Below are 20,975 nucleotides of genomic sequence, written 5' to 3'. Positions count from 1 at the left end.
AAGGTTTCATGCCTTGGGCTCACACTGGGTTCCTATGAACAAGAATCTGGTCGTTGCCTCGGGAATCGTGGTGTTGGGCGTGGCGCTGGCGGCCGCGGGGATTTACATCGGGGACACCGACGATGCGCCAGGCGCCGCGTTGCTCGGCATCGGGCTGATGCTCGGGTTGGTGGCGCTCGCTGTGAAGGTTGCACGGCGGAAGCGACCTGCGGCGTAGGCAGGACGCTTCAGGGCAGATGAACCGTAGGGGCACGGCTTGTCCGCGCCCGACGGGTGCCCAATTGCATTCGCCGGCGAACGAGGCGTGCCCTGCAAGGCGTGAGAAATTCGGCTCAGCGCGACTGCAGACGATAGAGCTGCTCGAGTCCGGCGCGGGCGCCGGGGTGGGCGGGATTCAGCTCCAGCGCGGTTTCAAATTGCTCGGCAGCTTCAGCCGGGCGACGGAGATCGAGCAGAATGACGCCGAGGATGTGGCGCATATCGGCGTTGTCCGGCTGTAGCTCCACGGCCCGGCGTACATGCGGGAGGGCTTCGGCCAGGCGCCGGGTCAGGACGTATGTCAGACCGGTCTTCAGCTCGGCATCGGCGAAATCAGGCTGCTGGCGCCGCGCGATTGCGAACTGCTCAAGCGCGGCATCGGTGCGACCGTTGTTGGCCAGGGCCCAGCCGAGATTCACGCGGGCGGGTGTCAGCCCCGGGTTGTTCGCCAGCGCCTGCTCGAAGGCGGCAATTCCGGCGTCGCTCTGCCCGAGGGCCATGAGCGTGACGCCAAGGGCGTTGTGCGCGGTGGCGAAGCGCGGCTGGAGTTGCAGGGCTTTCTCCAGCAGCGGACGCGCTTCGGCGGGCCGGCCGAGTTGGTTGAGCACGTTGCCGAGGCTGTTGAGCGTTTCTGGGAAGTTCGGCTTCAGCTCCAGCGCGCGTTGCAGGTGGGGCAGGGCTTCTTCGGGCCGGCCGGCATCGTCCAAGGCGGTGCCGAGGTTGAGGTGCGCCACCCAGCTGTCAGGGTTGCGCGCGAGCGTGGCTTCGTAGAGCGCGAACACGTCGCGGTAGTGGGCGCTTTGCCGCCAGGTGAGGCCGCCGAGCAGCAGCAACAGGCCAACGGCGACGACCGGGCCGCTCCAGCTTGGAACGCGCAGCAGCGCGAAGCCGCGGACCGAGACGGCGGTGAGAAACGCGATCATCCCCAGGCTCGCCAGATACTGGAAGTGGTCCGCCACAAAGGAGAAAACGAAGGGATAGACGTTCACGAATCCGAGGACGGGGAACAGAGTGCCGCCGTAGAGGAGCGCGGCGGCCAGCGGTCCGCGGTCGCGCCGGCTCCACCACACGGCGGCGGCCAGCGCACCGAGGGCGGAGAGCGGGAACAGCCATTGCCACCAGGCTCCGGTATCGATGGTCCAGCGCGGGTAGAAGAAGGCGAGCCCGGCCGGCCAGACCAGTTTTCCAAGGTAGAACCAGACGACACGGCCGGCGAGCAGTCCGCGTTCGACGCCACTCAGGGCAAAGTCATCTCCCTGAGCGCCGATATGGTTCGCCTCGAACCATACGGTTCCAAGTCCTGCGGCCACCCCGAGCGCGAGCCACGGCAGGAGCGGCAACACGTCGCCGCGCCAGGAGAGGCGTCCGCGACGCCACCAAGCGAGCACGAGGAGGGCGGCGGGCAGGGTGGCGGTGACCGTTTTTGTCAGCAGCGCGGCCGAAAACCAGAGCGTGGTGACGGCGTAGCGTGCCGGTTTTCGGTCGTCCTCAAAGCGCAGCCAGGCCAGAGCCGCCGCGAGGTAGAAAACGGTGGAGAGCGTGTTCTTCTGCTCGGAAATCCAGGCGACGGACTCGACGCAGACCGGGTGTAATGCGAAGACCAGCCCGGCCAGCGTCGCGCCGGGCACTGAAACCCGCCGAAGGAGCACGATCAACAGGCAAGCGGACAGCGAATGCCAGAGCACGTTGACCAGATGATAGCCGGCCGGGGCTTCGCCCCAAATCTGGTATTCCAGCCAGAATGCCGAATGCAGCAGCGGATAATACTGCTGCGTGGCCCCGGGCTCGAACCAGATGCGGAACAGGCCGCCCAGCGAACTCAGCTCCGGGTGGGTGACATGGCCGGTGTCGTCCCAGAGGAAATCACCGCGCAGCGCCGGTCCGTAGGCGACAAGGACGGCGAGCAGGATCACCCCGAACCAAACCGCGACCGGTAATCCGACCGAGGCAGCAGGGGATGATGGCGGCTGAACGGGGCGGGGCATGGTTTCAGGCATTACGGGATGACCTGGCCCGGACGGCAAGAACGGGAAGTCCGGGCATAAAAAAGTCCCGGCCGCACAGAGCTCGGCCGGGACTCTTGTGTTACCCCTGACTTAGAAATCAAACGTCGCGCTCAGGATGAACTGACGCGGATCGACGATGCGGTAGGTTTGGGTCTTGCCGTCGAAGAACGCGCCGGTCGGCTGGAGGTTGCCACCACTTTCCTGCAGGTTCTTCACGTTGAGCTGGAACTTGGCGCGCACCTTGTCGTTGAAGAGCTTCGTGTTGTAAGTCACGAAGAGGTCAACGTAGTACTCCTCGGGCGAGTAGATCGGGCGGTTGGTATCGAGCTCGAGGATGCGGTTCGCAGCCTGCGTGAGGTCCATGCCGTCGGTGTAGCCCTTACCATAGAAACCGATGGATCCCTCGCTGGCGTAGCGGACGGAACCGCCCACGCTCATGGCCTTGAGGACCTTGTTCTCGCTAATGCCAGCCAGATTATACTTCGTGCTGAACTTGGCCGAGTATTCGCGAATCTGGGGCCGGGGGCGGCCGATCAGCGCGCGGAAGACGGCCATCGGGGCGTTGACGTTGCCCGCGAAGTTCGTGGCCGCGGAGTTGGTGTTGTTGTAGCCAGCCCCCGCGGGCCCGGTGCCGAACTGCGCGCCCAGGATGTTCCACCAGAGCAGATGACCGGTGGCGCCGGTGGGAATCGTGTGCGCGGCCAGCGGAACGGTCACGCCATTGATGGTCGCGGTGGTCGCGGTGTAACGCGGATCCTCCAGGGAGGTCCAAACCGGCATGCGCGCGGCGATATAATCGTCCACGGCGGCGCCCGCCGCGGTATTGATCGACTGGGTCTTGGTAACCGAGGCGCTGACCGTCCAGTGCCGGGTGGGGTTGTAGTTGATCTCCAGTTCATGGCCCTTGGACTGTGCGTCGTTGACCGCGGCATAAGTGCCGTTGGCGCCGATCTTGACCAGCCCTTCGTATTGCTCGAGGGGCATCTTGATGGCCGCGGCGATTTCGGCGTTCGTGGCGACGCCGTTGGCGTTGACGCCGCGCAACCAGTTGGCGGCCTGGGTCCGCAGGTTCCAGGCATCGTTCGCGACAAAGCCCTCATAGCGCAGGATACGCTGGGCCATGGTGGAGATGTCGCCGTTGCGCAGGTTGAGCTGCTTGGTGTCGAACTTGGTGTAGCGGACGGAGAGCTTGCCATCCAGCAGGGTCAGCCAGAAACCGATGTCCTTGCTCGTGCCGGTCTGGTTGGGCAGCTGGTTGAGGAAGAGATCGTAGGCCGGCCCCTGGGCGATGAAGTTGTCCGACTTGTTGTAGGTGAGGCTGAGACCGCTGACCGCCTCGGCGAGGAACCGGCTGAGGCCGCTGCCGCCGTCAACCTCGGACTTGAGGAAGCGGAGGTCCCGGAAGGGGCGGGCCACGACTGACATGCTCTTCGTCTTGCCTTCGGCCATGCGCCAGGTCGGATTCCAGGCGGCTGAAGCGGCGAAGTCGTATTCCCGCAGGTCGGAGGTCAGCGTCGCAAACGGGGCGTTGCGGTCGAGCACCTGGTCATTGCGGAGGCCGAAGGTGCCCACCAGCTTGCCATCAAACAGAGTGCTCTGGAGCAGGCCACCCGTGGTCTTGACGCGGGTGTTGGTGTTGTGAAGGCCGCCACCGGGGGCCGGGCTCCAGCCGACCACCGACACGTCCTTGATCATCGAGGTGGCGTTGGGGCCCCACACGTAGGGAAGACTGATGCCCTCCGGGAAGTAGCTCGGGGCGTATTCGATGCCGCCGCCGGGCGTGCTGCCGACGTAATATTGCTCGTTGAGGCGGGCGTAGTTGCCGGGGATGCCAGTGCCGTTGATCAGATAGATCGGGTTGATGTTCGACGAGGTTTGAGTGCCCAGCAGCGTGGTGGCGTATTTTTGCTGCCATGCCTTGTCCGTGCCCCGCGCGGTGTGCCGATACTGATACTGCCGGTTTTCCCGATTCTTGTATTCATAGTAGCCGACGATCTGCTGGGTGCCGAGCCATTTGCTCAGACCCTCGTTCCGGCTGAAATCGAGACGATAAACCGCCTGCCCGCGGGTGGTGTCCCAAAGCTGGGGCCGGTCGCGCAGGTAGGGCTCGCTGCTGCGCAGATAAGGCCGGCCGAAATAGGGATTCACCGTGCCGTCCAGATAATGGGTGTTCACGTCAACCTGGAGCTGGCCGACGTTGCTGTTCACACTGGCGGGGCCCATGGGCTGGTTTTCCAACCGCTTCACATCCTCGCGCATCCAGGTGACTTGAGCCGCCAAGGTCTGCCGCTCGTTGCTGATGAAAACCTGGTCGAGTTGGACGAGGTAGGTGTTAACGTCGTCCCATGCCTTGCTGTTGCCGGCGAGGTTGATTTCCTCCCAGTCGTAGAGCGACTTGTCGGCGATGGGCCGGGCCACGGAGTTGTAGAGAGGCTGTTGCGTGGCCGAGTAGGTGTCCGAAGAATTGGTGGCGAGCAGGCCGATGCCCGTCGCGGTGGCGCCAAACGGGTCGGACGTGGCCAGGGTTCCGCTGGTATAGCGGGCCATGGTCCAATAGGGAGCATCCCCCGCGCCGCCGATCTGGAAGGGCGAACGCGATTCCGTGCCCCAGCTGGGCAGGAACAGGTTGGCGTTGGGTGCGGGTGTGCCCGAATAGGGCGTGGTGGAGCCGAGGACGTTGCCGTTGCCGTAAACATTTCCGTTGGCGAGGGTGATCAGGCGGGTCACGGGATTCCAGCCGGGGCGCCCGGCGTCGACCCAATCCGTGTAGTGGTCGCGCGGAGTGGTGAAGTTCGGCCGCACGGACGAGTTCCTGTAGCCATACCACGAAGCCGCGAGGGTGGTGTTCTTGAAGGGCTGGTACTTGAGCTGGAGGCTCAGGCGGCGGGCGTTCTCGCCGGAGGGTTTGCGCACGAAGGCGGTATGCTGGTAGGCATAGCTCGCGCGCACGGCCAGCTTGTCCTCGATGACCTGGCGGTTCACGTCCACGGAGCCGCGCCAGCCGCCGTAACTGTCAGCTCGAAGCTCGGCCTTGGTGAAATCGCGGGTCACATTCGCCGTGGCGGGCACCTGGTTGACGGTGCCGGAAGCGTTGCCGAGGCCGAAGATGTTGGCGTTCGGTCCGCGGCTCAGTTCGAGGGAGTCCATCCAGAGCGGATCAACCGGCACGCGGCCTGTCATCTCGATGTTGTTGAAGGCGATGTTCGCGTTGCCGATGCCGCGCACGCGGTTGGCGGTGTTCGGGCTGAGGCTCACATTGTCCACCACGGCGCCGGTGCGGTCGGTGACGAACTCGGAATAGGAGCCCGTACCCTCGGTGCTCGCCATGTGGTCGAACACGTCGTTGATGTCGAGCATCGCAAAGTCGAGCATCTGCTCCTTCGTCATCACGGTGATCGACTGGCCGAGGTCCTCGATCTTCGAGTTGAGGCGCGTGCCGGACATCGTGTTGCCCTGATAGTAACCGTTGTTCTCAGCGGTGACTTGGAAAGGGGAGAGCTCCAAAACCTTGTCCTCGGCCGGGGGCGTGGCGGGTTTGGCCTCGACGGGGACGGGTTTCGCGTCGGCGGCCTTGTCAGGGCCCGCGGGCTGCGTGGTCTGCGCGATGGCGAGGGAGGTGCCGAGCAGCAGGCAGAGCGGGGCCAGCAAGCGGTGGCGCCGCGACATATCAGGGGTGGTGGGTCGTTTCATGGATTGCTAGCGGTTGGTGTTTGCGGAAAGACAGGGCTCAGCCCGGCAAATCAGGAGATGTGTGCGCACTCCGGCGGACAAATCATGGGGTGGGGTGGGTGTGGGGTGCATGGCGCGGGGAAGCGCCATGTTGCCAATCTGGATGCTCCGCGCCGGGTCGCCAGCCGGGCTATGCGCTCATCGTTGACTAAAAAGCCCGCCTGGGCGTCACCATTCAGCGCCGCTGGGGCAGCGTGCGGCCCTCGCACCACTCGCCGGTGAGCAGCACCTCGTGCTGGTTGGCGCTCGGCACTCCGGTCTCGTTGCGGTGCAGCAAACCAATCAGCATTTCGACCGCCAACGCCCCGATCTGCGCGGGATCGTAGCGCACGCCGGAGCAGTCGCCCTCGGGCAGGCCTTCCAGGTGGATCAAGCCCACGTCGCTGGGCACCCTCACCCCCATGTTTTTCAGCCAACCCAATACCGGCCGGGCATGGGTGGCGAAAATGGCGTCGGGACGGTGACGCTCAAACCATCGGGCAAAGTCCGCCTCCCCGGCGGGGATGGCAGGGCAGATCGGCAGTCGGTCCTTCACCGGAAAGGCGAGCTGCTGACGGAGGAACGCCCCCAGCCAGCGGTCGCCCACGCGTGGACTGTCATTGGCTTCCGAAAACACAAAGCCGACCCGGCGGTAGCCGCGGTCCAGGCAACGCTGCATCGCCTGCCAGACCGTTTCATAATGGTTTTCGGTCACATGGTGCAGCACGGGCGAGCGCAGCGTCATGCCGAGCGCCACGCACGAAAAGCGCGGCCAGTCCAGCTGCAGCGAGTGCTGGCCGGGCGGCAGGCGGCCGATGATGAGGCCGTGGATGTTGCGCGCGGCGAGAATGTCGCAGAAGCGCGCCGGGGTCATGCCCGGCTCGGCGAGCCAGAAGTCCTCAAGATTGTAGCCGAGCTCGCGCGCCCGGGCCACGGCTCCGGGGAAGAAGTCCGGGCGGTCGTGATGCAGCGGCTTCCAGCCGTAACGCGTCGGGTAGTTGGTCACATACGCGAGCGTCATGTGCTTCACCGGTTTTCCGAGTCGGCGCGACTGCATCAGGGCCGCGACGAGGGGATTGATTTGGTAGCCGAGGCGGGCGGCGACGGCCTTCACCTTGGCCCGCGTTGCCTGCGGGATGCGCGGATGGTCCCGCAACGCCAGCGAGACCGTCGTGCGATGCACGCCCGACTCGTTGGCGACATCCTGCAGGGTGGCTTTCGGGGGCATGGTCTCACCTTCGTCAACGCCACCCACCAGTCAAGGACGCGGAATGGGCATCGTTCTCTGTGGTGGAACCGGCACCCCGCGCCGGCTTGTTTTGGTTGTGCCTGCGCCAGCCCGCGCGGAGCGCGGGCTCCGCCGCGAAACAGTCGAGGCTGTTCAGGGGACGAGGTCGAGGCGGGAGCCGGTCATGGCCGTCGCCCGGACCGGCGGGCCCTGCTGCGGGCGAATGCTCACGCGCTCGAAGACGATGTGTTCGCCGTAGCCGAGATCGGCGCCGGTAGTGGCGGAGAGCGCGACGTCGCGGAAGGTGATGTCGCGGAGCGGCATCTCGGGCAGGCCCCGCAGGGTGAAGGCGGCTTTCGATCCGCGCGAGACAATGTCCTCGAAGAGGATGTTGCGGAAGACCGGGGTCTCTTCCGTGACCGGCGGAACCGGCGCGCCGGCCTGGCCTTCGCTGAAATAGAAGAAATTGAAGTCGATCGCACTGCCCTCGATGCCTGTCATCCGGATGCCCTGGACGTGAATGTTCTCCACGACGCCGCCGCGGCCGCGGGCGGTCTTGAAGCGCAGGCCGAGTGCGGTGCCGATGAAGGTGCAGTTGCGCACGAGCACATTGCGCACGCCGCCGGACATCTCGCTGCCGATGGTGAAACCGCCGTGGCCCTCGTAAACGGTGCAGTCCTCGATGAGCACGTCCTCGGTAGGCACGCCGATGCGTCGGCCGACGCCATCCTTGCCGGACTTGAGGCAGAGACCGTCGTCGCCCGTGTCCACGATGCAGCCGGTCACATGCACGCGGCGGCAGGACTCGAGGTCGAGGGCATCGCTGTTCTGCGCCCAGCGGTCGTTGAAGATCTTCACGTCGCGCAGGGTGACATCCTCGCAGAGCCAGGGATGGAGGGTCCAGTTGGGTGCATTGCGGAAGGTGACGCCCTCGATCAGCACGCGCCGGCATTCGAGCAGGCGGAGCAGGCGCGGACGCAGGAAAACGCGGTAAGGCTCGTAATCGGCCGGGTTGAGTGAACCAACGGCTTCCAGTTTCTGCACGGCCGCGGCGCCGTCGAGCGCAGCCCGGTTTGGCCACCATTCGTCGCCGCGGGCGTTGAGCACACCGCCGGAGGCCACGAGCGCTTTCCAAAAAGGCTCGGTGGTTTTGGCGCGTTTCACGAGCCGCCAAGCGTCGCCCCCGCCGTCAATCACCCCGGCGCCCGTGATGGCGATGTCTTCCAGCTGGTCGCCCGAGAGCGGCGAGGTGGTATCGACCTGCTTTTCGCCGCGAGGGTCGAAGACGCGCATCGGGTAGAGGCCGTGGTCGCGCGAGAACTGGATGATGGCGCCGGCCTCGAGGTGCAGGTTGACGCGACTGCGCAACCGGATCGGTCCGGTGTGCCAGACTCCGGACGGGACCACGAGCGTGCCGCCGCCGCGCTCGGCGAGAGCGGCCAACGCGCGTTCGAAGGCCGCGGTATTGAGCGTCTCCCCGTCAGCCACCGCACTAAAATCGGCCAGGCTTACCTTGGTTGCGGGAATAACCGGCCGGGCGGGCGGAGTTGGCACGACCGGCTGCGTGAGCGCGGCCTCTGATCGGGAAACGAAGGCGAGCAGCAGGGCGCAGCCCATGAGCAGCGCGAACAGACCGGGGTGACGTGTCGGGCTCATGCGCTTAGGCTTGCAGAGGCTGCACGCGGAACCAGTCAAAATCGGCGTGCCCGGTGGCGGCGGCAGCGGCCGGGGCGGCGGCAAACAGCCCGATCTTGGCACCCACCCAATGGCCTTCCGTGGCGGTGAACTCCCGGCCGGTGTCGGTGAACGTCGTGCCGTCGGTGCTGAAGGCGAACTGGCAGCGCGCACCCGGATGGACGAGCACGCTGAGCCACACCGGGCTCTGCAGACGCTCGATCAGCAGATGCTCCTCCTGCGGTGCTCCCTTGGCGGCTTCCGGGCGAGTGGCCCAGACCAGGGCAAGGCCGTTGTCCCGGGCGCGCAGGCCTATCCAGCTGTAGGCGTAACCGAAAACGATCAGGCCGGTGGATTCGCCCACGGTTTGCGGGGCGAACTCGACGCGCGCCGTCACGCGGAAAGAAAGGGCGGGAAACTTTTGCAGTAGCAACGCCGGGGACTGGTAAAGGTTGCCTGGTTGCGGCTCGGGCTGGGCCGCGAGCCGGAGCCAGCCCGGCCGGGCGCTCAGCGAATGCCAGTTCTCGCCCGGATTCGCCTGCCATTGCCACTGCCGTCCGAGCGACGGTGAATCGAATTCGTCGCCCGAGGCCGGCACGGCCAAGGGCGCGGCCGGCACCCGCGGCTTCGGGTGCACCAGCACCGGATCGCCGGTGCCGTCACCGTCTTCGTCATTGCCCATCACGGGCCAGTCGTCGCGCCAGACGACAGGCTGAAGATGCACGATGCGGCCGTAGGCCTTCAGGTCCTGGAAATGCAGGAACCACGACTCGCCCGCGGGCGTGTCCACCAAGGCACCTTGGTGCGGGCCGTTGATGGCGGTCTTGCCCTGGGCGAGCACGATACGGTGTTCGTAGGGCCCCCGGATGTCGCGGGCCCGGAACACCGACTGCCAGCCCGTGGCGACGCCGCCCGCCGGACCGAACACATAGTACCAGCCGTTGCGCTTGTAGAGTTTCGGACCCTCAAGCGTGTCGAAGCCCGGCACCGGTACTTTGGCCCCATCAATGATCACGCCCAAATCTTCGGCCACCCCGAGGCCGTCGGCGCTGAGACGAAGCAGCGTGATGCGGTTCTTGATCCCGGCGCGGCTTCGGGCCCAGGCGTGCACGAGCCACACCCGGCCGTCCTCGTCCCACAGCGGGCAGGGGTCGATCAGTCCCTTGCCCCCCTTGACCAGCACGGGGTCGCTCCAGCGCCCGGCCGGATCCTCGGCGGTGATCACATAGATGCCAAAATCCGGGTCGGGATAATAGATCCAAAATTTTCCGGCATGATGCCGGATCGAGGGTGCCCACACGCCCTGTCCATGCCGGGGCACGGAAAAATGATCCGCCGGCACCAGCCGCGGCAGCGCATGGTTGATGATCCGCCAGTTGACCAGGTCGCGGGAGTGCAGCACCGGCAGCGCGGGAGCGGAGTTGAAGCTCGAGGAAACGAGATAGAAATCATCGCCCACACGCACGGCGTCCGGGTCGGAGTAATCCGCGTGGAGAATGGGATTGCGGTAGTTACCGTCGCCGCAATCGGGTTGCCAGGCTGGGGAGGACATGGGGGAGGAATACAAGGGCGGTGAAATTAGGCGGCGGCGGTCACGCCGGTTGGGCGGCTGGGCGTCCGATTCTGGGGACGAGCACCTGGATCAGCAGCAGCGAGAGCAGATACATGCCGGAAAAATAGAGAAACACGGGGACGTAGCTGCCGGTTTTTTGGAGAATCTGGCCAGTGATGCCGTTGACGAAGCCGCCGGTGAAGTAGGCCATGAAGCCGCCGAGGCCGACGACGGAACTGATGGCGTGGCGCGGCATGGTGTCGGACACGACGCTGAAGAGATTGGCGGACCAGCCCTGGTGGGCGGAGCCCGCCAGGCCGACGATGATCACCGCGAGCAGCGGGCTGCCGGCAAAGGGCGCGAGACACACCGGCACGACGGCGAGCGCGCAGGCCAGCAGAGCGGTTTTGCGGGCAGAGTTCACGCTCCAGCCGCGCGCAAGCAATTTGCCGGCGAACCAGCCGCCGGTCACGCCGCCGGCCGCGGCGAGAAAGAAAAACACGCTGGTCCAGACCGCGGTACCGCTAAGATTCAGCTGGAAGGCCTTCTTCAGGAAATCCGGGAGAAAGAACTGGTAGAAACCCCAGGCGGGGCCGGCAAAAATGCTGGCGAGCACGTAGGCCCACACGGCGCGATGGCGCAACAGCGTCAGCCAGGGCACGCTGACCTTGGGTTCCTCCTGCGCGGGCTGATCCTCGCGGATGGCCGCAAGTTCCGCCGGCGAGAGGCGCGGGTGGCGGGCGGGACTTTCGTAGAGCCACAGCCACACGGCCACCCAGACGAAGCCGAGCAGGCCCGTGACGTAGAAGGTCGTCTGCCAGCCCCAGCGGCCATACATCCATTGGACAACCAGCGGGCAGATCACCGCGCCGACGTTGGAGCCGGTGTTGAACCAGCCCGTGGCGAGTGCGCGTTCGCGAACCGGAAACCACTCCGCCACCGTCTTGATCGCGCCCGGGAAATTTCCGCCCTGCGTGAGCCCGAGCGCGATGCGCGCCCCGATGAAGCCCAGCACCGTGAGCGGCGCGGCAAAGGTGCCCCAGACCAGCCCACCCTGGGTCAGGGAAAACCAGGGATAGCGGAATTCGATCTGCTGCGCGGGATCGAGCAGACCGCACAGGCCGTGGGCCGTGGCGGCGAGGCTCCAGAGAAAGACGAAGATCGGCAGTCCGCGCTTCACGCCCCAGCGGTCGAGCATCCGCCCGCCGAGCAGATAGCCAAAAGCATAGGCGAAGGAAAAGGCGGCCGCGATGTTGCCGTAGTCGGACTCGCTCCAGCCGAGACTCTGGCTCAACGGGTCCTTGAGGATGCCGATGGTCAGCCGATGGATATAGTTTACGGCGACGGAGAAGAAAAGCAGGCCGCAAATGCTCCAGCGCAAATGACCGGCAGCGGAGGGAGCGTTGGCAGGGGAGGAAGACATGCGGGACGGAGGCGGGCCGCTTGCGGATGGGGTGGGGTGAAGCCCGGCGGTTTCACGTCGGGCTTTCGCATGCTGCCGCGCCACTCCCTGCTGGCAAAGGGCCCATTGGGCTCATCGTTGACTTAAACCGGCCTCCGCGGATCGAGCGCAGCCGATGGGCAGCATGAACCGCACTCTGGTCGGGGCTGCAAATCCGGTGGAAACTCGCTGGCGTCCGGCGCGCCGTCCACCCAGCATGGTCACGCACCCACCCCATGTTACCCGCCCCTTCTTTCGTCACCGCCAACTTTGTCGCGCGTCCGCTGGGCTATCGCATGGCCAAGGGTTGGGCGCAGGGCGATCAGGCCACCAACGACTGGTTTGCACCGCTGGAAACCTTCGAGGCGCGCTTCGACGCGCTTCTGGCCGAGATCAAGGCGCTGGGCTTCGCTTCGATCGATCTTTGGTGCGCCCACCTGCACTGGCGCTGGGCCACGGTCCATCACCTGGAAACGGCAAAGCAGCTGCTCGCCAAGCACGGCCTGGTCGTCCGCAGCTATCCCGCGTGGGTGATGGGCGGAGCCGCCGACCTGCGGGCGGCGTGCCGGCTCTGCGCGGAGTTGGACATCCCGTATTTCGTCGGCCACTGCCAGCTGTTCGCTGAAAACCGCGCCGCCGCGATCGCGATTCTGCGGGAGTTCGGGGTCGGCTACGCGATCGAGAACCATCCGGAAAAATCCTCGGCCGAAATGCTGGCCCGCTTGGGCGACGGCGACGAGGAAGTCGTCGGCCTCGCCCTCGACACCGGCTGGTGCGGGACCGCGCAATGGGACGCCTTCGCCGCCGTGCGGGAACTGGCGCCGCGGATGTTTGCCATCCATCTCAAGGATGTGAAACCGCGCCGGGTCTCACGCACCGGCCTGGAATTTGTGGACATGGGTCACGAGACCTGCCGCCTCGGCGACGGCATCGTGCCGATCCGCGCGATTGTCGGTTATCTGAAGACCTTCGGCTTTCGCGGCTCGATCGGCATCGAGCACGAGCCAGAAACCTACAATCCAAGCAACGAGATCCTGGAAAGCCGGGAGCGGGTGGAGCAGTGGTGGTCCGACATGCAGATCCGGGAAACGGTCCCGCCGCTGCGCGTGGCGGTGGTCGGCTGCGGCAACATCGCGGGCCAGTATGGCGAGGCGTTGAAGCGCTCGCCGGAGATCAAGATTCTCGGGGCGCAGGACCTCGACCCGGCCCGGGCGCAGGGTTGGACGGACAAGTTCGGCGGCCATGCCTACACGTCGATCGACGAAGTGCTGGCTGATCCGCAGGTCGAGGCCGTCATCAATCTCACGATTCAGCAGGCCCACGTCGAGGTCGTCACACGCTGCCTCGAGGCGGGCAAACACGTGCATTCCGAAAAGCCGCTGGCCCCGACCTACGCCGACGCGAAGAAGCTCGTGGACCTGGCCACCGCGCGTGGACTGCGCCTGAGCTGCGCGCCGGTCACCTGGCTGGGCGAAGCGCAGCAGACGGCGTGGAAACTGATCCGGGATTACCGGATCGGCACGCCGCGTGTGGCCTATGTTGCGGTGGACTGGGGGCGCATCGAGAACTGGCATCCCAATCCCAAACCCTTCTACGCCGTGGGTCCGGTGTTCGATGTGGCCGTTTACCCCATCTCGCTCCTCACCGCCTGGTTTGGACCGGTGCGCAAAGTCACGGCCGGCGGCGCGCTGCTGCTCCCGGAACGCTGGGGCATGGACGGACGGCCATTTTCCATCACCACCGAGGACTGGACCGCCGCAATCCTGCAGTTTGCCAACGGCCTCCAGGTGCGGCTGACCGCCAATTTCTACGTGCTGAATGCCACGCAATGGCAGGCCACGCTGGATCTGCACGGCGACGACGGGTCGCTCAGCACCGAATGGTTTACGGCCACGGCTCCGGTGCGGCTTTGCCGCAACGGCGGCGCCTACCGGCGCATGCCGCTTCTGCGCCAACCGGCCGGCACGGGACGCTGGTTTGTGGACTGGGCCGCGGGGGTGGTCGGGCTGTGGGAGGGACTGCGCAGCAAGACGCCGCATCCGACCACCGGTGCGCACGCGGCGCATGTCGTCGAAGTCATGGAGTCCGTGCACCGCTCACTCCGCGAAGGGCGGACCATCCACCTCACCAGCGATTTTCATCCGCCCAGCCCGCTGCCGTGGGCGAAGTGACCCCGGGCAACTGCGGTTCGTCTCGGTGGGGGGTGGGCGGCGCGCTTGCGCGTGCCGGGAAAAAGCGCCCGCGAACGGGCTACCCGCCGGAGCCCCAGACTCAGAGCCGGGATGCGGCGTGCCGCAGAGCGCGCTGGTAGGCGCGGATGCCGGGGTCCTCGCTCGTGTCGCAAAGAGCTTCGAGCGCCAGACGGAGGGCTTCGCCGGATTTGCCCTCGGCGTGGAGCGTGAGCGCGAGAAAGACATCAAACTCCCGGTTCTCCGGAAATTGGAGCTGAGCCGACCGCAACACGGAGGCGGAGCGCTCGAATTGGGCAAGGTGACGCAGCGTCGAGCCCAGACCCAGCAGTGCGCCGGCAAGTACGTTCCTGGGCAAACCGAGGGCAACGGCCTTTTCATAGTAGGGCAGGGCGGCGGCCTCGCGCCCGAGCACGTCACAGGTCCACGCAAGCTGGTAGTTGATCTCGGCGACGTTGGGATGGCGGGCGTCGAGCTGCTGCAGGCGCGGCAGAATCGCCGCGGCCTGCCCGTGCGCACGGGCGCCGACAATGGCGTCGAGTTCTTCCTTCCAAGGCGGCAGTTCGGTCGGTGCATCCATGCCGTGACGCTTTGCCGCGTCCGTCCATACCGCAACGGCGAAAGCCGACCAGTCGGGAGGATCGGAGTGGAGCCGGGGTGCCTCGCCCCGGGGGATGAACTCAGCGCGTGCCGAGATCCTTGTAGTAATACGTGGTCGGGCAGTAACCGCCGGCCGGATAAAGCGCGTAGCGGGGGATCTCGCCCACGCGCACCCAGCCACCACGCTCGTAGAGGCGCGCGCCATCGGCCCCTGAAACGGCGTCGAGCACCAGCAGGGTGCGATTGGCGGCGCGGGCGGCCTCCTCGGCAGCGGCGAGCAGGGCGGCGCCGAGGCCCTGTTTCCGTGCCCGTTGATGCACCAGCATTTTGCAGAGATCGGCGCGATGCGGCTGGTTTTCCGGCAGGTCGAGCACCAGCTGCACGGTGCCACAGATGCCGGCGGAGTCCTCCGCCACGATCAGGATGCGCGCGCCCCGGGCGACATCGTCGGCCACGCGCTGCCAGAAGGCGGCGACCCGTTCACGGGAGAGCGGCAGCATGAAGCTGACCGAGGCGCCGCCCTCGACGCAACGGGTGAGGACCTCGGCCAACTGGTTCAACTCGGAAGGGCTGACCGCGGTCAGCCGGCGGATCGCCCAGGGTGCGGCTTTCATCGGCGATCAGTCGGATTTCGCCGCGGGCGCTTCAGTCGCCTCGGCCTTTGCCTTCCGGGCCTCGGCCCAGGCCTTGTATTCGTCGGTCTGGCGAAAATCTGCGAAGGCCTCGTCGCCATGCACGATCTGCGCGTCCACGTCCACCGTGGGGAAGCGTTCGCCGAACTCGTCGAGCACGGCGAGCGTTTCCTTCGGGTTCTTGCTCCGCAGTCCGATGGACATGAGCGTGTCGTAGGCGCCGTAAAGGGTCGGTTCGTCGGCCAGAACCTGCCGGGCGTTCTTGCGTGCAGTCTCATAATCGCCGCTTTCGATGCAGACGTTGGCGGACAGCAGCAGGAGGTAGGGATCACCGCCGACCCGCTGGTTCACGGCCGCGATGCGGCGGAGGCAGCCGGCGTAGTTTTTGCGGAGCAATTCGCTGTCGATGGAAATCAGGTCGAGGCTCTGGTCGCCGGGATAGGTTTTCTCCCACTCCTCCATGACCCGCAGGTACTTGGCTTCGTCAATCCCCTGCGCGATGCGCAGCCGGAGCATGATCACGGTGCGATCAAGTTTCACGGCCTCGGGCAGCGGCTCCAGCGTGTGCCAGGCCTGGATCAGCTGGCCGCCCTGCATCTGCAGCGACGCCTTGTGCACCATCGGAAACGCCTGGGCATACTCGGCCTCCTTCGGCTTGAGAAAACCGAGCGCACCCTTGCGCATCTGGCTCACCAGCGGAAGCACCGTCCGGCGCGAGGTTTCGCCCATGGTTTCGCCCGCGAGAAAGATGAAACAGTCCTGCCACACCAGCTCTCCTTTCTTCGACTTGCCGGCGATGAAGCCGAAATAGTTGACCGCCCCGTCGTCGGACAGCACGCGGATCAGGATGCGTTTGCCCCGGTCGGAATCCTGCAAACGCAGAAACCGGCCGGCGGTGAAGTTGCCGAACTGCTTCTCGATCGTCGTGGCCAGCCCTTTCAGCGCCCCTTCGCGAAATCCCACCAGCTCCGCCGCCGAGAGGCCGAGGCCATCGACAATCAGGTCGAGGTAGGCGTTCTGGTCCATCCGGGCGACCAGGGTGCCCATGTCACCCTCGTTGAAGCAGTCGGCCAGAAACTGCCCGAACTCTTCGCGCTCAGCATCGGTGATGGGAGTCTGGGCCCGGAGCGAAGGCAGAACAAGACCGGCGATAAGCAGCAGCGTGTAGAAATAGCGCATGGGGTGGGGCTGATGACCGCCGGATGCTGAGTTGGAAAGCCCACCAGGGCAAGGCTGGGACCCGATTAGGACGCGGTGTGGCATCTCTGGGAAAGGGCGCGACGAAACGCTCCGGGCATTTTTCGGCGTGGCTTGGGGCGGACCGTCGCCAAGCGCGAGGTAAGGACTCAGAATCCCATGCGAAATAGCGCCGCAGCCTAGTGTCCGACACTACTCCCCCGCCTCGAGCCTCCGCGGGAGTTCGCGCAATGTATGAGGTTGTGAACCACCGAGGCACGAAGACACAGGGACAGGGCAGGCGACCCTGGTGTCCCCGTGTCTTCGTGATGAGTCAGTTTGCCTTGGGGGCCGGGGTCGCGGCCACGACCTTCTTCTCGGGCAGGGCGCGGGTGGCGACCTCGGTTTTGAAGCGGGCGATGATGTCGGCGACCTTGTGCACGCCTTCGTCGCCCTTGGCGCGGGAGCGAACCGAGGCGCTGAGGGCCTCGGCCTCCTTCTGGCCGAGCACGAGGGTGTAGGGCACCTTGTCGATCTCGGCGCGGCGGATCTTGGCACCGAGCTTGTCGGAGTGGGTGTCGAGGGTAACGCGCAGGTCGGCGGCGAGAAACTCGTTCAGCGTGGCCTTGGCGTAGTCCATGACCTTGTCGGAGATGGGCACGAGGCGCACCTGCTCGGGCGCGAGCCAGAGCGGGAAGTCGCCGGCGAAGTGCTCGATGAGCACGCCGCAGAAACGCTCCATCGAGCCGAAGGGCGCGCGGTGGATCATGACGGGCGTGTGCGCGGTGTTGTCGGCGCCGATGTAGCTCAGGCCGAAGCGCACGGGCAGCACGTAGTCCACCTGAACGGTGCCGAGCTGCCACTCGCGGCCGATGACGTCCTTGATGACGAAGTCGATCTTCGGGCCGTAGAAGGCGGCCTCGCCGGGCTCCTCGGTGAAGGGCACGCCGAGGGTCTTCGCGGCCTCGCGGCACGCGGCTTCGGCGAGGTCCCACTTCTCGGGGTCGCCGGCGAACTTTTTGCCGTCGGGATCGCGCAGGCCGACGCGGACACGATAGTCCTGCATGCCCAGCGTGGTGAGCACGGTCTTCACGAGCGAGAGGCAGCCGAGCACTTCCTGCGCGACCTGGTCGGGCGTGCAGAAGAGGTGCGCGTCGTCCTGGGTGAAGCCGCGGACGCGGGTCATGCCGTTGAGTTCGCCGGACTGTTCCCAGCGATAGACGGTGCCGAACTCCGCGAGACGCACGGGCAGGTCGCGGTAGCTGTGCGGCTGAGAGGCGAAGATCTTGATGTGGTGCGGGCAGTTCATCGGCTTCAGCAGGAAGCCGTCGATGAGCTGGTCGTCGGGGAGGATGCGGTCCTTGGTGACCGTTTCCTTGCCGGTGCGGGCGTTGACGTCGTCGGCGAACTTCTGGGAGACGGCCTCGATGCGGTTGGCCATCTCGGCGCAGGAGCAGCCGGAATTCACGAGTTGGTCGAGGAAGTCGCGCTCCACGATGGGCGGGAACTGCGACTCCTTGTAATAAGGAAAGTGGCCCGAGGTCTTGTAGAGCGAGAGGCGGCCGATGTGCGGCGTGAAGACCTGTGAGTAGCCCTGCTTGCGGAGCTCGTTGGCGATGAAGGTCTGGAGCTCCTGGCGGATGATGGAGCCGGCCTGCGTCCAGAGGATGAGGCCCTGGCCGACGTCCTCGTCGATGTGGAACAGCTTGAGATCCTTGCCGAGCTTGCGGTGGTCGCGCAGCTTGGCCTGCTCCATTTGGGTGAGGTAGGCGGCGAGTTCCTCCTTCGTGGCGAAGGCGGTGCCGTAAATGCGCTGGAGCTGCTTGTTGGTCTCATCACCGCGGTGGTAGGCGCCCGCGATGGAGAGCAGCTTGAAGGCCTTCAGCTTGGATGTGTAACGGACGTGCGTGCCGGCGCACAGGTCCATGAACTCACCGTTCTGGTAGAACGAAATGGCTTCGCCCTCGGGGATGTCGGCGAGGCGTCCGAGCTTGTAGCGCTCCTGCCCGCGGGACTTGATGATCTGTTCGGCCTCGGCGCGGGGGACTTCCTTGCGGAGGAACGGCTGGTTCTCGTCCGCAATCTTCTTCATCTCGACTTCGAGCTTGGCGAGATCCTCGGTGGTCAGCTTGTGATCGAGGTCGATGTCGTAGTAAAAACCGGTGTCCGTGGGCGGACCGATGTCGAGTTTGGCGTCCGGAAACAGACGGAGGACAGCGGTGGCCAGAACGTGGGAGCACGAGTGGCGCAGTTCTTCGAGCGGAGACATCGACATGGTGTATGTTGGTTGTGGTCCCCCTTACGATTGGAGGGCCGAAAGGTCAGGTTGGCGCGGCCGCGCGGCGGGTGTCAATGCGGAGGTTGGGGCGGTGGCGGGAGGGGCCGCGTGCGCCCTCCGGGCGTTTTCCGGCTTTCGCCGGGACGAGATTTCTGCGATCAACCCGGGCAACCCCCGCCCCACGATGAATCTTCTGCTCTCTCTGTGGTTGCCGATCCTGCTCAGTGCAGTGGTCGTGTTCGTTATCAGTTCCCTCGTGCACATGGTCCTCAAATGGCACGCGTCCGATTACAACCGCCTGCCCAACGAGGACGCCGTTCGCGCCGCACTCAACGCGGGCAATCCCGCACCCGGCCGGTATGTCGTGCCGCATTGCACGGACATGAAGGAGATGGCCGGCGAGGCGATGCAGCGGAAATACCAGGAAGGCCCGGTCGGGCATATCACGCTCGGGTCGCCCGGGCAGCCGAGCATGGGCAAGCCTCTCGGGTTGTGGTTCCTGATGACCCTTGTGGTATCAACAGTCGCGGCCTACGTGGCCGTGAAGTTTGTGCGGCTGGACCCGTCGCAGGCCCTCCGGGCGGCCAAACTTGTGGGCACGATCAGCTTTGTCAGTTATGGTTTCGGTGCGGTGCCCGAGTCGATCTGGATGCTGCGTCCGTGGTCTTCCACCGCGAAGTATCTGATCGATTCCGCGCTCTACGCCCTCGGCACCGCCGCGGTATTTTGGTGGCTGTGGGGGTGAGGCGGAGGCTGGAGGGCTCGCATCCCGGCGAGCCGATTTCCTCACCCGGCCCGGAGGGACGCGGGCCTGCCCGATCATTTCTTCAGCGGCTCCAGCGTGTAGCCGTCCTTGGCGTCCTTCATGTTCCAGCCGGCGGCGGTGATTTCCTTGCGGAGGGCGTCGGCGGCGGCCCAGTCCTTGGCGGTCTTGGCGGCCCAGCGCTTGTCGGCGAGGGCGGTGATGGCCGCGGGCACGTCGGTCTTAATGGCTTCGACGGGCTTCAGATCGAGCCCGAGGGCGAACATCACACGGTCGAATGACTCAAGGTCCACTTCGCCGGACTTGCGATTGATGATCGTGAAGATGGCCCCGAATGCGCCGGGCGTATTCAGGTCGTTGTGCAACTCACTCAGCACATGCCCGAAGGTTTTGTGGGCAGCGCCGGCGTGGGGCAGGGAGGCGCGAAACTCACGCAGGGTCTTCAGCGCACTCTCCGCTGCATGCAGGCCGTCGAGGGTGAAGTTGAGCTGCTTCCGCGGGTGTCCCGCGAGCAGGGCATAGCGCAGCGCCATCGGGCTGAAGCCCTTCGCCTTGAGGTCATCGAGTGTGTAGAGGTTGCCGAGGCTCTTGCTCATCTTCGCGCCGTCCACGAGCAGGTGCTTGCTGTGATACCAGTGGTGGGCGAATAGCGCGCCGTTGCAGCATTCGCTCTGGGCGATCTCGTTTTCGTGGTGGGGGAAGAGCAGATCCTCGCCGCCGGTATGGAGGTCGATGGTGTCGCCAAGGTGCTTCTTGCTCATCGCGCTGCACTCGATGTGCCAGCCGGGCCGGCCGGGACCCCAGGGGCTGTCCCAGGAGTTGGCGCCGTCCTCGGCCTTGTGCGCCTTCCAGAGGGCGAAGTCGGTGGCGTCCTCTTTCTCGTCGGCATCGACGGCCTGCGACTTGTGGGACAGGGCGGAACCGACCTGGAGTTCGCGCTCCTTCACGCGGGACAGACGGCCGTAGCCGTCGAAGGACGAGACCTTGAAATACACGGACCCATCGGCGGCGCGGTAGGCGTTGCCCTTTTTCATGAGCACGTCGATCATATCCACCTGCTCTTTGATGTGGCCGGTGGCGGTGGGTTCGACGTGGGGGCGCAGGCAGTTCAGGGCGTCGCAGTCGGCATGAAATTTGTCGGTCCACTGCTGCGTGACCTCGGCAAGCGAACGCCCTTCGTCGCGGGCGCGCTTGATGGTCTTGTCGTCCACGTCGGTGAGGTTGCGCACGTGCTTCACCTTGCCGGGAAATTCCAGCTCCAGCAGGCGGCGCAGGACGTCGTTGACGACGAAGGTGCGGAAGTTGCCGATGTGCGCCGGGGCATAGACGGTCGGCCCGCAGTTATAGAACCGATAGACGCCATCCGGATGGCTGGGGGCGAGGGGCTTCAGCTTTCGCTCGAGCGAGTCGTAGAGTTGGATGGGCATGGGCGCGGCTAAGGATTCCCAACAGGCGCAAAAAGCCGCAGGT

Annotated in this window: 14 protein-coding genes; 3 read left to right on the top strand and 11 right to left on the bottom strand. The window is 65.6% G+C overall.

Going from position 1 to position 20,975, the window contains the following annotated elements; all coding sequences use genetic code 11:
* The first annotated feature begins 34 nt into the window (after nt 1–34).
* The gene (locus tag ESB00_RS09970; protein WP_129047542.1) at nt 35–217 is read left to right on the top strand and encodes a hypothetical protein; all 183 of its coding nucleotides are present in this window, start codon (nt 35–37) and stop codon (nt 215–217) included.
* Between the two features lie 115 nt (nt 218–332).
* On the opposite strand, the gene ESB00_RS09965 is transcribed toward ESB00_RS09970, so the two are convergent.
* From ESB00_RS09965 to ESB00_RS09940, 6 genes are all read right to left on the bottom strand, one after another.
* Nucleotides 333–2,243 carry a tetratricopeptide repeat protein gene (locus tag ESB00_RS09965; protein WP_164976127.1) on the bottom strand — a complete coding sequence of 637 codons (1,911 nt, stop codon included), beginning with the start codon at nt 2,241–2,243 and terminating at the stop codon, nt 333–335.
* A gap of 111 nt (nt 2,244–2,354) precedes the next feature.
* Nucleotides 2,355–5,954, bottom strand: a complete 3,600-nt coding sequence (locus ESB00_RS09960) for a TonB-dependent receptor (RefSeq protein ID WP_129047540.1) — start codon at nt 5,952–5,954, stop codon at nt 2,355–2,357.
* 214 nt (nt 5,955–6,168) lie between these two features.
* Complete coding sequence (locus ESB00_RS09955) at nt 6,169–7,200, bottom strand: LacI family DNA-binding transcriptional regulator (RefSeq protein WP_129047539.1); 1,032 nt, start codon at nt 7,198–7,200, stop codon at nt 6,169–6,171.
* A 153-nt stretch (nt 7,201–7,353) separates the two neighbouring features.
* Entirely contained in the window at nt 7,354–8,856 is a 1,503-nt protein-coding gene (locus tag ESB00_RS09950) for a glycoside hydrolase family 28 protein (protein ID WP_129047538.1), read from the bottom strand.
* Between the two features lie 4 nt (nt 8,857–8,860).
* Nucleotides 8,861–10,426 (bottom strand): glycoside hydrolase family 43 protein, encoded by a 1,566-nt coding sequence (locus ESB00_RS09945; RefSeq protein WP_129047537.1) that lies wholly within the window; start codon nt 10,424–10,426, stop codon nt 8,861–8,863.
* 40 nt (nt 10,427–10,466) lie between these two features.
* Entirely contained in the window at nt 10,467–11,849 is a 1,383-nt protein-coding gene (locus ESB00_RS09940) for an MFS transporter (RefSeq protein ID WP_129047536.1), read from the bottom strand.
* A 254-nt stretch (nt 11,850–12,103) separates the two neighbouring features.
* Here ESB00_RS09940 and ESB00_RS09935 point away from each other — a divergent pair, with 254 nt between their 5' ends.
* Nucleotides 12,104–14,038, top strand: a complete 1,935-nt coding sequence (locus ESB00_RS09935) for a Gfo/Idh/MocA family oxidoreductase (RefSeq protein ID WP_129047535.1) — start codon at nt 12,104–12,106, stop codon at nt 14,036–14,038.
* A gap of 100 nt (nt 14,039–14,138) precedes the next feature.
* Here ESB00_RS09935 and ESB00_RS09930 read toward each other — a convergent pair whose 3' ends face one another.
* The 4 genes from ESB00_RS09930 to thrS all read right to left on the bottom strand — a co-directional run bounded on the left by ESB00_RS09930 (nt 14,139) and on the right by thrS (nt 18,739).
* A complete protein-coding gene (locus ESB00_RS09930; RefSeq protein WP_246026458.1) occupies nt 14,139–14,636 on the bottom strand; it encodes a tetratricopeptide repeat protein in 498 nt (165 codons plus the stop codon).
* A 100-nt stretch (nt 14,637–14,736) separates the two neighbouring features.
* Nucleotides 14,737–15,270 (bottom strand): GNAT family N-acetyltransferase, encoded by a 534-nt coding sequence (locus tag ESB00_RS09925; protein WP_129047534.1) that lies wholly within the window; start codon nt 15,268–15,270, stop codon nt 14,737–14,739.
* Between the two features lie 6 nt (nt 15,271–15,276).
* Nucleotides 15,277–16,467, bottom strand: coding sequence for a tetratricopeptide repeat protein (locus ESB00_RS09920; protein WP_129047533.1), 1,191 nt, complete (start codon nt 16,465–16,467; stop codon nt 15,277–15,279).
* Between the two features lie 331 nt (nt 16,468–16,798).
* Nucleotides 16,799–18,739 carry a threonine--tRNA ligase gene (gene thrS / locus ESB00_RS09915; protein ID WP_129047532.1) on the bottom strand — a complete coding sequence of 647 codons (1,941 nt, stop codon included), beginning with the start codon at nt 18,737–18,739 and terminating at the stop codon, nt 16,799–16,801.
* A 187-nt stretch (nt 18,740–18,926) separates the two neighbouring features.
* Here thrS and ESB00_RS09910 point away from each other — a divergent pair, with 187 nt between their 5' ends.
* The gene (locus tag ESB00_RS09910) at nt 18,927–19,487 is read left to right on the top strand and encodes a hypothetical protein (protein ID WP_129047531.1); all 561 of its coding nucleotides are present in this window, start codon (nt 18,927–18,929) and stop codon (nt 19,485–19,487) included.
* A 74-nt stretch (nt 19,488–19,561) separates the two neighbouring features.
* Here the strand turns inward: ESB00_RS09910 and cysS are convergent, their stop codons facing one another.
* Nucleotides 19,562–20,932, bottom strand: coding sequence for a cysteine--tRNA ligase (gene cysS, locus ESB00_RS09905; protein ID WP_129047530.1), 1,371 nt, complete (start codon nt 20,930–20,932; stop codon nt 19,562–19,564).
* Nucleotides 20,933–20,975 lie beyond the last annotated feature (43 nt).

This window comes from Oleiharenicola lentus (assembly GCF_004118375.1).
GTDB classification, from domain to species: domain Bacteria; phylum Verrucomicrobiota; class Verrucomicrobiia; order Opitutales; family Opitutaceae; genus Lacunisphaera; species Lacunisphaera lenta.
The sequence above is the reverse complement of the archived record's forward strand: the minus strand, read 5'-3'. Positions and strand labels throughout refer to the sequence as shown.